This is a genomic window from Sandarakinorhabdus sp. (assembly GCF_987265915.1).
The window spans coordinates 1,514,388-1,526,263 of record NZ_OZ503948.1 but is presented as its reverse complement, the minus strand read 5'-3'; the positions used below and the strand labels follow the sequence as shown (position 1 = coordinate 1,526,263).

The following is an 11,876-nucleotide window of genomic DNA, read 5'->3' as shown; positions in this document are numbered from 1 at the left end:
AGGAGGATCGCCCATGGCACGCGCAGAGTGGAACGGCCGCATCATCGCCGACACGCCGGATACGGTTGTGGTGGAAGGCAATCATTATTTCCCCGCCGACGCCGTTGATCCGGCGTTGCTGGCGCCCAGCACCACCACCAGCGTGTGCGGCTGGAAAGGCACCGCCAATTATTACAGCCTGGTGGTGGACGGCGCGCAAAACCGTGATGCGGTGTGGTATTACGCCGATCCCAAGCTGCAAGCTGCCAACATCAAGGGCCGGCTGGCGTTCTGGAAAGGCGTGAAGGTCACGGCCTAAAGCCGTTCGAACCGTCGCACACCTGGCACATCGGCAAAATCGACATCCTGGGTCCAAACTTCAGCACCATATTCCTGTGCCGTGGCCAAAATCATGGCATCTGCCATGGCCAAACGGTGCTCCGCTGCCACCCGAGCGGCCCGGCTGGCCAGATTGCCGTCCAGCGGCACCAGCAGCATCCGTTCCATACGTTCCCGCGCTTGCCGAGCGGTGGCGATCCTTCCACGCACCAGCAGCCATCTGGTCACTTCATAGACCACCACGCTTGGCACGATCGCATGGCTGTCTTCAGCAAACACGCCGGAAAACCGTTCTGATCCAAGGTCATCCAGCAACCAGCTTATCCAGATATTGCTGTCTGGAACGATCGGAGCCATCAATAGACGTCCTTTTCAAGGTCACTCCGATCCCGGGCGAAATCATTCTCCATGCCGGCGCAAATTCCGCGGAGTTCTGCGAACGACATTTGCGGCACGAAGGTCAATTGACCATCCCAGACCATCGCCGTCAGTTTTTGTCCCGGCTTGATGGAAAGGCGATTGCGAACCTCCAAGGGTATGACAATCTGATATTTCGGTGAAACGGTCACGGCATTCGTCATACGATTTCCTTATCGATGAGGAAATTGTAGCACGAATCGATGGCCTCACTCAAGCAGATGACGCCGCCGCGCCGACGCGCTAAACCCCCTCCATGACCATCCTCGTCATCGACAATTACGACAGCTTCACCTTCAATCTCGTGCACTATCTGGCCGAGCTTGGGGCCGATACGCGCGTGGTGCGCAACGATGCGATCACCACCCAGGATGCGATGGCGATGCACCCCCAGGCGATCCTGCTCTCCCCAGGCCCCTGCACGCCCAGCGAGGCCGGCATCTGCCTGGCGTTGATTGCGGCCGCCGCCGAAACCCGCACGCCCCTGCTGGGCGTCTGCCTCGGCCACCAGGCGCTGGGCCAGGCGTTTGGCGGCATCGTCGAGCGCGCGCCGCAGGTGATGCACGGCAAGGTCAGCACCATGACCCACACGGGCACCGGCGTGTTCCGCAATGTCCCCAACCCGTTCGAAGCCACCCGATACCATAGCCTGACCGTGCGCGAGGTCGGCCTGCCCGCTGAACTGGTGGTCAACGCGCACAGCCCCGATGGCCTGATCATGGGCATGCACCATCGCGATCTGCCGCTGCATGGCGTGCAATTCCACCCCGAAAGCATCGCCACCCAGCATGGCCACAAACTGCTGGCCAATTTCATGGCGCTGGCCGGGCTGTCACCAGACTTTTCCATCGCCGCATGAGCCGACTGCCCGATCCGACCAGCCCGCTCGATGACGACGCGGCCGCGAACGCCTTTGCCGCGATTTTTGACGGCACGGTGGAGGACGCGGCGCTGGCGGCGTTCCTGACCACGCTGGCGGATCGCGGCGAGACTGCGGGCGAAGTCGTCGCTGCGGCCACCGCCCTGCGAATGCGCGTGCTTCAGCCATTTGCAGCCCCCGCCGCCCTGGATGTGTGCGGCACCGGCGGCGATGGCATGCACAGCCTCAACATTTCCACAGCGGTGGCGCTGGTGGTGGCGGCCTGCGGCGTCAAGCTCGCCAAGCACGGCAACCGTGCCGCTTCCTCCACCAGCGGCGCCGCGGATGTGCTGATGATGCTGGGCGTGCCGGAATTGCCGATGGAGCGGCTGGGGCCGTGCCTCGATACGGTTGGCATCACCTTCCTGCATGCGGCGCGGCACCACCCGGCAATGGCGCGAGTGGCCCCGGTGCGGCGCGCACTCGGCCGGCGCACCATCTTCAACCTGCTGGGGCCGTTGTGCAATCCGGCCGGCGTCGAACAACAATTGCTCGGCGTGTTCGCGCCGGCGCCGGTGCCGTTGATGGCACAGGCCCTGCAAGCACTGGGCAGCCGCGCTGCGCTGGTGGTGCACGGCCAGGGTTTTGACGAAGTGGGGATTTCCGGCGAGACGACGGCGATGGCGCTGGCCGATGGCGCGCTCACACCGCTCACGCTCAGCCCCGAAAGCGCCGGCCTGCCGCGTCACCCGAACGAGGCGCTGAAGGGCGGCAGCCCCGAATATAACGCGCAGCGCCTGCGGGCCCTGCTGGCCGGTCAGCCTGACGCCTATCGCGACATGGTGATCCTCAACGCTGCGGCCGCCTTGACCGTGGCCCGCCCCGCCCTCACCCTGTCACAGGCCGCTGCGCACGCCGCCACCGCCATCGACAGCGGCGCCGCGGCTGACACCCTCGCCCGCTGGATAGGCTTCCGATGACCGACACGCTCAGCACCATCGTCGCCCACAAGCGCGACCTGTATGCCGCCCGCAAGGCGCAACGCAGCCTGGCCGATGTGGAAGCCGCCGCCCGCGCCGCCGACCCTGTGCGCGGCTTCATCGCCGCGCTGCACGCCGCCCACGCTGACGGCCGCCATGCCCTGATCGCCGAATGCAAGAAGGCCAGCCCCTCCAAGGGCCTGATCCGCGCCGATTTCGATCCTGCTGCGCTCGCCCGCGCCTACCAGGCCGGCGGCGCTGCCTGCCTGTCGGTGCTCACCGAGGAGCGCTGGTTTCTGGGCAGCGATGATTATCTGGTCGTGGCCCGCGCTGCCTGCTCCCTGCCGGTGATCCGCAAGGACTTCATCGTCGATCCTTATCAGGTGGTGGAGGCCCGCGCGCTCGGCGCCGATGCGATCCTGCTGATCATGGCTGCCCTGTCCGACGCGCAGGCCGCCGAGTTGGAAGCGGTGGCGCAGCTATGGGGCATGGACGTGCTGATCGAAGTGCATGATGCCGCCGAACGCGACCGCGCGCTGCGGCTCAATACCCCGCTGCTCGGCATCAACAACCGCAATCTGAAAACCCTGGCGGTCGATCTCGCCACCAGCTTTGAGCTTGCCGACACCGAAGGCAAGACGCTTGTCGCCGAATCCGGCCTGACCGGCCATGCAGATCTGGCGGCGTTGGCCGGCGTTGGCATCCGCACCTTCCTGGTTGGCGAAAGCCTGATGCGGCAGGATGATGTGACCGCCGCCACCCGCACCCTGCTCGGCCTCGCGGCATGAGCAAGCTCACCCATCTCGATGATAGTGGCGCGGCGCGCATGGTCGATATCAGCGCCAAGCCCGCCACCCGCCGCGAAGCCACCGCCGAAGGCTATATCCATGTTGCCCCCGATGCCCTGGCCGCCATCGCCGCCCAGGCGGTGAAGAAAGGCGATGTGCTGGCCACCGCCCGCATCGCCGGCATCATGGCCGCCAAGCGCACCGCCGACCTGATTCCGCTGTGCCACCCGCTGCCCATCGATGCCGTGAGCGTCGATCTGGCGTTGGACGCCGCCGGCATCCGCGCCACGGCAACGGTGGCGACCACCCACGGCACCGGTGTGGAGATGGAGGCGCTCACCGCGGTCTCCGCCGCGCTGTTGACGGTGTACGACATGGCCAAGGCGCTGGACCGCAGCATGCGCATCGATGGTATCCGCCTGCTGAAGAAGTCCGGCGGGCGCTCTGGCGATTTCACCGCTGAATGACCGGGCTGCTGCCCTATCAGGCGGCGCTCGATCGCTTGCTGGCCGGTGCCACGCTGCTGCCGGCCGAAACCCTTGCCCTGGCTGACTGCGCCGGGCGGGTGCTGGCGCAGGATATCGTCGCCCGCCTGACCCAGCCGCCGTTCGCCGCCGCCGCCATGGATGGCTATGCGATCCGCTGGGCCGATCGCCACGTCCCATGGCAGGTGGTTGGCGAAAGTGCCGCCGGCCATGGCTGGGCCGGCACGCTGGCACCGGGACAGGCTTTGCGCATCTTCACCGGCGCGCCCCTGCCCGCCGGCGCCGATACGATCGTCGTGCAGGAAGAGGTCGCGCGGGACGGCACGACCGCGTGCCTGACGGGCGAAGGCCCGCCGCACCTGGGCGCCCATATCCGCGTGGCTGGCCAGGATTTTGCTGCCGGCGACGCGATGATCACCGCCGGCACACGGCTGACGCCGCCGCATCTCGGCCTTGCTGCTGCCGCCGGCCATGGCGCGCTGCCGGTGGTGCGGCGGCCGCGGGTGACGCTGATCGCCACCGGCGATGAACTGGTGCTGCCGGGGGCCACGCCGGGGCCGGGGCAGATCGTCTCCAGCGTGCCGGCGATGCTCATCGCCCTGCTGCGCGGTGCCGGGGCCGATGTGCACGATCCCGGCCTGGTGCGCGATGATCGTGCCGCGCTGGCTGCGGCCATCACCGGTGCGAATGCTGATCTGTTCCTGACCATCGGCGGCGCATCGGTGGGCGATCATGATCTGGTGGTGCCGGTGCTGCGCGATCTGGGTGCGGATATCGATTTCTGGAAGGTCGCCATCCGGCCCGGCAAGCCGCTGCTGGCCGGCACGCTGAGCGGCACGCGTGTGCTCGGCTTGCCCGGCAACCCGGTGTCGGCCTTCGTGACATCATTGCTGTTTGCCGTGCCGCTGATTGCGCGCCTTGCCGGCCGCCACCACGCCCTGCCGATCGAAACTCTGCCGCTGGCCATAGCCCTGGACGCCAATGGTGGCCGCCGCGATCATCTGCGCGCGCGGCGCACCCCGGCCGGTGCCGAAGCCTTCGCCGCGCAGGACAGCGCGATGCTGTCGCGCCTGGCCGCCGCGGATCTGCTGATCATCCGCGAACCGCACGCACCTGCGGCGGCGGCTGGCGATTCGGTGCCCTGCATCGCGCTTGACATGTTCCAATCTGTTTTCTAGATGTTCTGTCCATGTTCCGTTTTGACGGTATGGAGGGGACGCGGCGATGCTCACCAGAAAACAACAGGAATTGCTCGTCTTCATCGATGAACGGCTGAAATCCGATGGCGTGTCGCCCTCCTTCGAAGAAATGAAGGAGGCGCTCAGCCTGAAGTCCAAATCCGGTGTGCACCGCCTGATCAACGCGCTTGAAGAACGCGCCTTCATCCGCCGCCTGCCCAACCGCGCCCGCGCCCTGGAAGTGCTGCGCCTGCCCGATGCGCTTACCGCTGCGAAGCCCGCGCTGAGCCTGGTGGCCAGCCAGCCCAAGCCTGAGCCGCGCCCAGTGCCGCAGGCGATGCTGGCGGCCAATGATACGGTGGTGGTGCCGTTGCATGGCCGCATCGCTGCCGGCTTGCCGATCGAGGCGCTGGAAAGCGACCAGTCGCTCTCCGTTCCCGCCGCGCTGCTTGGCCCCGGCGATCATTATGCCCTCGAAGTGTCGGGCGATTCGATGGTCGAAGCCGGCATCCATGATGGCGATTACGCCCTGATCCGTCGCTGCGACGATGCCCGTGATGGCGATATCGTCGTGGCACTGATCGACAATGAGGAAGCCACGCTGAAATATCTGCGCCGCGACAAGGGCCTGATCCGCCTCGATCCGGCGAACAGCGCCTTCCAGCCGCAGATTTACCGCCCTGAACAGGTCCGTATCCAGGGCAAGCTGGCAGGATTGCTGCGCCGCTACCACTGATTGGACTCTGCGCCGCTGATCAAGACGCTGGCGCCCGATTGGACTCAAATTGCAGCACTACAATCCCTCCCCCTTGCGGGGAGGGAATTTCGATTGTTCCGGTCAAGAGGCAGGCAACTCAAGCCGGTAAACCTGCGCCGCTGTGCCACTGAACAGCGCAGTCTTCTCTGCCGCGCTCGCCCCGGCGGCGATCAACTTGAAGGCATTCCACAGCGTCGCGTAATCGCAGGTACCGCGATCGACCGGGAAATTGCTTTCGAACATGCAACGCTGCGCGCCGAACGCGTTGATCGCGGTTTCGATCCACGGCCGCCATTCATCGGCCAGTTGCACCGCCGTCGCCATCGGATCGGCCATGAAGCTGGCAAAACCGCCGAACGGCATCGCGAGGCCGCCCAGCTTCATCACCACATTCGGGCAGGCCGCGAGGTCCTTGATTCCGGCCGCCCATGCGCCAAACCCCGCATCGCGCTGCCCGGCATGCGATGCAACCCCCAGCGGCGTCGCCAGATGGTCACAAATGATTATCAGTTCAGGTATCGCCCGCGCCATCGCCACCAGCTCCGGCAACTGCGGCGCCAGCAACCAGCAATCATAGCTCAGGCCATGGCGGGCCAAGGTCCGCAGCCCGTCCCTAAAGCGCGGATCGGCCAGCAGCCCCGGCGGATTGCGCTGCAAGATGCCGAGAACGCCCGGGTCCGGATCATGGGCCGGCGAATGGCGGATGCCGCGAAACCGTGCCGGGCTGGCCGCCAGATGCGCCTCCAGCACCGGCGCCACACTCTCGCCCAGCAGCAGATCGGCATGGCTGACGATACCGGCACAGGCCCGCGCCGGCCCGTACAGACCACTGGCAGCCATCGCGGCCACACCATTGACGAACTCGGTCTCCCCCACCGGGCGCAACGCCGCCGGCCCATCCGCGCGGTAGAACGCCCCGCATTCCAGAAACACCGTCGCCACCACCTTGTGGCCGCTGCCCATGTCGGCCAGCAACTGGTCGAGTAGATATAGCGGACTGAGCGCGATCGCCTGCACAAAGGAATGGGCGTCGGCCCCGGCTGGTGGCAGGCTGCGCCGATCCCACAAATGGTGGTGTGGATCGATGATCGTCAGGTGCGGATCGATGATGTCGGCCATGGCCTGCCCCTTCACTGTTGCTACCCATCATGACGGCAAATGCCGGAACCGCGACTGGCGCATTTGCGGGCTGTCGGTCCGTGGCTGCCACGGCCTGTCCCCCACGGCATCGTGCGCCGTCGCCACCACGCGGCCATCCAGCCGGATCGCCACTGCGCCCGTTGCGCCGAGCCGCGCGCGATCGAGCAACAGCCAGCGCGGCCGGCACCACCCCGGCAGTCGGCGATCCGACACCACGATATCGGCCGCCGCGCACGCTGGTGCCATGGTGGCACGCGGGATCAGCGCCGCGCTGGTGGTGGCCAACACCCGCCAACGCCGCCCGCCCCGCGTCACATCGATCACGCAGGTATCGGGCGAACAGCGCGCCATACCGGTGTGGCCCAGCCACTGCGCGGTATCCCCGGCGGCACCGATGCTCTCGCTCCACACGTCGATCAGATAATCGCCCACCCGTTCCCGGCTGTGCCCCAAGCGGCCATCCGCCAGCCGCAGGCCCAGGTGGCGGCCGTCGCCGCTGATCAGCAGATCGGGCAGCGGCGCTTGTACCGCCACAAGAATCGCGGCAAAAATCGGCACCAGGCCCCACCAGCGCACACGGCTTTGCCACAGCGCCAACCAAAGGCCGCCAGCCGCCCCAAGGGCAAAGGCCGGCGCCGGCACCACCGCGGTGATCACTGCGCCCGGCAGAGCCGCGACTTGATCGGCCAGATCGATCAGCATCTGGATCGCCCAGCCGGCAACTGGCCATATCAGGCCGGTTCCCAGCGCCTCCCCCAGCAGCGCCAGCATCAGCGTCGGCAACACGACAAAGCTGGTGAACGGGATCGCGATCAGATTGGCGCCGACGCCATAAAGCCCGCCGCGCCCGAAATGATACAGGCCAATACTCGACAATGCGACCTCCGCCACCAACCCGCTGGCGAGCAGCGCCGCCGCGCCACGCGCCAGCCCCTGCCACCAGTTTTCGTCTTCGCGTGGACGTGCCAGCCAGCGGCCAAGCCGGCTTTCATAGAGCGCGACAATACCGATCACCGCAGCAAAGCTCAGTTGAAAACTCGCACCCAGCAGCACTTCGGGCCGCACCAGCAAGATCGCCAGCGCCGCCGCGCCCAGCAGCCGCAACGAAATCGCCTGCCGACCGAGCATCATGCCCAGCACCACGATCCCCGCCGCAATGGCGGCGCGCACCGTGGGCACCTGTGCGCCGGCCAGCAGCGTATAGGCCGCGCCGGCCAATGCCCCCAGCGCCAGGGCAATGGTCGGCACCGGCACCCGCAACGCCAGCCAGGGCCACAGCGCCAGCCCCAGCCGCGCCAGCCAGGCTATGCCGCCCACCACCACCGCGATATGCAGGCCCGAAATCGACATCAGGTGTGCGAGCCCCGAATCCCGCATCGCCTGGGTGGCGGGTTCGGGAATGGCGCGCTGCTGCCCGGTCACGAACGCTGCCGCCAGCGCGCCGGCCTCGCCTGGCACCCGCGCAGTGATCAACGCCTGCAACCGTGCGCGCGCCTGATCCAGCCACAGCCGCGGGCCCGGCAGTGGCGGTGCCAGCACCGACACCGGCCCCAACACCACACCGGTCGCGCCAATGCCATCGAACCACGCCCGTCGCGCCAGATCGAGCCCGCCAGGCACGGCCGCGCCGGCCGGCGGCGACAACAGCGCGCGCAACCGCACCTGCGCGCCCACCGGCACCGGCGGCGCTTCACCGCGCAGGGTCAGCCGGGCGCGGGCAATGCCACCGGGCAAGGCGCTGCCGGCCAGCACCAGCCGTTGGCCACCGCCGGCCACCGGCTCCACGCCAACCACATTGGCTTCGAATGTCGCCACGCTGCGTTCGGCCAGCACGGCATGCGCGTTGCCGGCCACCCGCACCTCCACTGCCGCCATGCCGGCCAGTGCAAAGCCCGCCGCCAACGCCAGCGGCCGCAGCCCGGCCAGGCCGCCGCCGACCAGCAGCGCCAGCAGGCCCAGCGCCGCCGCCGCGCGCCACGCCGCCCACGGCAACACGAACCACAGCAAGATGCCGGCGGCCAGCGCCACCGGCAGCCACAACGCCAGCCGATCGCGCTCCGCGCTCAACCAGTCGCGCCAGGCGGCTTGCACCCGCGCGGCGATTTGTATGGACTGTGCCCTTCTGCTAACCACCCGCTCGTTCCGTGCACCCCTCCCGGTCACGACCCCATGCAAGAGATTGGACGAAACGCGCATGAGCGCAAGCAAGGATGAAATCGGCAAGGTCGTCACCCGGTTCGCGCCATCGCCCACCGGATTTCTGCACATTGGCGGCGCCCGCACCGCCTTGTTCAACTGGCTGTTCGCCCGCCACCACGGCGGCGAATTTCAGCTGCGCATCGAGGATACCGATCGCGCCCGCTCCACCGAGCCGGCGATCGCGGCGATCCTGGATGGCATGGCCTGGCTGAATCTGAACCATGACGGAGAGATTGTTTATCAGTTCAGCCGGGCGGCCCGCCACGCCGAGGTGGCGCACCAGTTGCTGGCCCAGGGCCGCGCGTATCGCTGCTATGCGACGCCAGCCGAACTGGAGGCGCTGCGCGAGGCCCAGCGCGCCGCGAAACAGCCGATGCGCTATGATGGCCGCTGGCGCGATCGCACGGATTTCCCCAATGATCAGCCCTATGTGATCCGCCTGAAGGCACCGCGCGAAGGCAGCGTGACGATCAGCGATCGCGTGCAGGGCGACGTGACGGTGAACAATGCCGAGCTCGATGATTTCGTGTTGCTGCGCTCTGATGGCACCCCCACTTACATGCTGGCCGTGGTGGTGGACGATCACGACATGGGCGTGACGCACGTGATCCGCGGCGACGATCACCTCAACAACGCCTTCCGGCAACTGGCGCTGATCCGCGCGCTGGAATGGCCGGAGCCGATCTATGCGCATATTCCGCTGATCCACGGCACCGATGGCGCCAAACTTTCCAAGCGCCACGGAGCGCTGGGGGTGGATGCCTATCGCGACGAATTGGGCATGCTGCCCGAAGCGGTGGAGAATTATCTGCTGCGGTTGGGCTGGGGCCACGGCGATGCCGAAACCATCAGCCGCGAACAGGCGACCGCGTGGTTCGATCTGGCTGGAGTGGGCCGATCACCCTCGCGCTTCGATCTGAAGAAGCTGGAGAATCTGAACGGGCACTATCTGCGCGCCGCCGATGATGCCCGGCTGGTGGCTTTGATCGCGCCGCGTGTTGCTGCGGCATTGAGTCGCGAACTGGGCGATGACGACAGGGCCTTGTTGCAACGCACCATGCCCGAACTGAAGAAACGCGCCAGCAACCTCAATGATTTGGCAGGAAGCAGCCTTTTCTATCTTCGCAACCGCCCAATTCCCATGGACGACAGCGCTGCCAAGCTGCTAGCCTCTGCGACGCCGGGGCTGCTTGACCGCGCCCGGGCTCGATTCGCCGCCCAGTCAGACTGGACGGCAGCCGCGCTGGAACAGACGGCACGGACGTTGGCGGAAAGCGAAGGGCTGAAGCTTGGCCAGGTCGCTCAACCGCTGCGCGCCGCCGTGACCGGATCGGCCCAGTCACCCGGCCTCTTCGAGGTCCTGGAGGTGCTGGGCCAAGGCGAGGCGCTGGGGCGGATCGATGATGCGCTGGAACAAGCAAAGGGGATCACGGGATGAGCACGGCCAATATCAGCATCGATGGCAGCAGCGCCGAATATCCGGTGCACGCCGGCAGCGTCGGGCCGGAAGTCATCGACATCCGCAAGCTTTATGCCAACACCGGCCGATTCACCTATGATCCGGGCTTCACCAGCACCGCCAGCTGCGAATCCAAGATCACCTATATCGATGGCGACGAAGGCGTGCTGCTCTATCGCGGCTACCCGATCGAGCAATTGGCCGAACAATCCAGCTTCTTGGAAGTGGCGCATCTGCTGTTGAACGGCGATCTGCCCAACGCCGCCGAGAATGTGGAGTTCACGCGGAACATCACCCGCCACACGATGATCCATGAACAGCTCGCGACCTTCTATCGCGGCTTCCGGCGCGATGCGCACCCGATGGCGATCATGTGCGGCATCGTCGGCGCGATGGCAGCCTTCTATCACGACAGCACTGACATTCACGATCCGCAGCAGCGTGTGATCGCGTCGCACCGGATCATCGCCAAGATGCCGACGCTGGCGGCGATGGCCTATAAATATTCGATCGGGCAGCCGTTCCTCTATCCTGACAACAGCCTGTCGTTTCCCGGCAATTTCCTGCGCATGACCTTCGGCGTGCCCGCCGAACCCTATGTGATCGACCCGATCATTGAAGATGCGATGGAAAAATTGCTGATCCTCCAGGCCGATCATGAACAGAATGCCTCTACGTCCACGGTGCGCCTTGCCGGATCGTCGGGCGCCAACCCGTTCGCCTGTATTTCGGCCGGCATCGCTTGCCTATGGGGCCCGGCGCACGGCGGCGCCAACGAAGCCGCGTTGAACATGCTGCGCGAAATTGGCCGCCCGGAACGCATTCCGGAATATATCGCTCGCGCCAAGAACAAGGATGATCCGTTCCGCCTGATGGGCTTTGGCCACCGCGTGTACAAGAATTACGATCCGCGGGCCAAAGTGATGGCCAAGGTGGCCAAGAATGTGCTGGACCGGTTGGGTATCAACGATCCGATCTTCGATGTCGCCCGCGAGCTGGAACAGATTGCCCTGAATGACCCGTATTTCGTCGACAAGAAACTCTATCCCAACGTCGATTTCTATTCTGGCGTCGTTATGTCGGCGATCGGCTTCCCCACCTCCATGTTCACCGTGCTGTTCGCCATTTCGCGCGCCGTCGGCTGGATCGCGCAGTGGACGGAAATGATGGAAGATCCGGAACAGAAAATCGGCCGTCCTCGCCAGCTCTACACCGGCCACGGCCGCCGGGAATATGTGCCGCTCAGCGCCAGAGGCTGAGGCGTTTGCCGAATCTTTACCGATAAGGGCTTGGAAA

Annotated in this window: 13 protein-coding genes; 9 read left to right on the top strand and 4 right to left on the bottom strand. The window is 66.2% G+C overall.

Going from position 1 to position 11,876, the window contains the following annotated elements:
* Positions 1–13 precede the first annotated feature (13 nt).
* Complete coding sequence (locus AC6UUM_RS07415) at positions 14–298, top strand: DUF427 domain-containing protein (RefSeq protein ID WP_500804687.1); 285 nt, start codon at positions 14–16, stop codon at positions 296–298.
* Here AC6UUM_RS07415 and AC6UUM_RS07410 read toward each other — a convergent pair.
* A complete protein-coding gene (locus AC6UUM_RS07410; protein ID WP_500804686.1) occupies positions 295–675 on the bottom strand; it encodes a type II toxin-antitoxin system VapC family toxin in 381 nt (126 codons plus the stop codon). The genes AC6UUM_RS07415 and AC6UUM_RS07410 overlap by 4 nt on opposite strands.
* Positions 675–899, bottom strand: a complete 225-nt coding sequence (locus AC6UUM_RS07405; RefSeq protein WP_500804685.1) for an AbrB/MazE/SpoVT family DNA-binding domain-containing protein — start codon at positions 897–899, stop codon at positions 675–677. The genes AC6UUM_RS07410 and AC6UUM_RS07405 overlap by 1 nt, the downstream gene beginning before the upstream one ends.
* Before the next feature lie 92 nt (positions 900–991).
* On the opposite strand from AC6UUM_RS07405, the gene AC6UUM_RS07400 reads away from it, so the two are divergent.
* From AC6UUM_RS07400 to lexA, 6 genes are read left to right on the top strand one after another with little or no spacing between them, the layout of a single operon-like run.
* On the top strand, positions 992–1,594 hold the full coding sequence (locus AC6UUM_RS07400; RefSeq protein ID WP_500804684.1) for an anthranilate synthase component II: 603 nt from the start codon (positions 992–994) through the stop codon (positions 1,592–1,594).
* Positions 1,591–2,574, top strand: coding sequence for an anthranilate phosphoribosyltransferase (gene trpD / locus AC6UUM_RS07395; protein ID WP_500804683.1), 984 nt, complete (start codon positions 1,591–1,593; stop codon positions 2,572–2,574). The genes AC6UUM_RS07400 and trpD overlap by 4 nt, the downstream gene beginning before the upstream one ends.
* A complete protein-coding gene (gene trpC, locus AC6UUM_RS07390; RefSeq protein ID WP_500804682.1) occupies positions 2,571–3,362 on the top strand; it encodes an indole-3-glycerol phosphate synthase TrpC in 792 nt (263 codons plus the stop codon). The genes trpD and trpC overlap by 4 nt, the downstream gene beginning before the upstream one ends.
* Entirely contained in the window at positions 3,359–3,829 is a 471-nt protein-coding gene (gene moaC / locus AC6UUM_RS07385) for a cyclic pyranopterin monophosphate synthase MoaC (protein ID WP_500804681.1), read from the top strand. The genes trpC and moaC overlap by 4 nt, the downstream gene beginning before the upstream one ends.
* Positions 3,826–5,025: a molybdopterin molybdotransferase MoeA gene (locus AC6UUM_RS07380; RefSeq protein ID WP_500804680.1), complete on the top strand. Its 1,200-nt coding sequence runs from the start codon at positions 3,826–3,828 to the stop codon at positions 5,023–5,025. Before moaC ends, AC6UUM_RS07380 begins: the two co-directional genes overlap by 4 nt.
* Before the next feature lie 46 nt (positions 5,026–5,071).
* Positions 5,072–5,761 (top strand): transcriptional repressor LexA, encoded by a 690-nt coding sequence (gene lexA / locus AC6UUM_RS07375; RefSeq protein ID WP_500804679.1) that lies wholly within the window; start codon positions 5,072–5,074, stop codon positions 5,759–5,761.
* 102 nt (positions 5,762–5,863) lie between these two features.
* Here the strand turns inward: lexA and AC6UUM_RS07370 are convergent, their stop codons facing one another.
* Both AC6UUM_RS07370 and AC6UUM_RS07365 read right to left on the bottom strand, forming a co-directional pair.
* On the bottom strand, positions 5,864–6,901 hold the full coding sequence (locus AC6UUM_RS07370) for an amidohydrolase family protein (RefSeq protein WP_500804678.1): 1,038 nt from the start codon (positions 6,899–6,901) through the stop codon (positions 5,864–5,866).
* Positions 6,902–6,928: 27 nt separating this feature from the next.
* The gene (locus tag AC6UUM_RS07365) at positions 6,929–8,989 is read right to left on the bottom strand and encodes a ComEC/Rec2 family competence protein (protein WP_500804677.1); all 2,061 of its coding nucleotides are present in this window, start codon (positions 8,987–8,989) and stop codon (positions 6,929–6,931) included.
* A gap of 127 nt (positions 8,990–9,116) precedes the next feature.
* Here AC6UUM_RS07365 and gltX point away from each other — a divergent pair, with 127 nt between their 5' ends.
* Positions 9,117–10,559, top strand: a complete 1,443-nt coding sequence (gene gltX / locus AC6UUM_RS07360) for a glutamate--tRNA ligase (RefSeq protein WP_500804676.1) — start codon at positions 9,117–9,119, stop codon at positions 10,557–10,559.
* Positions 10,556–11,839: a citrate synthase gene (locus AC6UUM_RS07355; protein WP_500804675.1), complete on the top strand. Its 1,284-nt coding sequence runs from the start codon at positions 10,556–10,558 to the stop codon at positions 11,837–11,839. Before gltX ends, AC6UUM_RS07355 begins: the two co-directional genes overlap by 4 nt.
* Positions 11,840–11,876 lie beyond the last annotated feature (37 nt).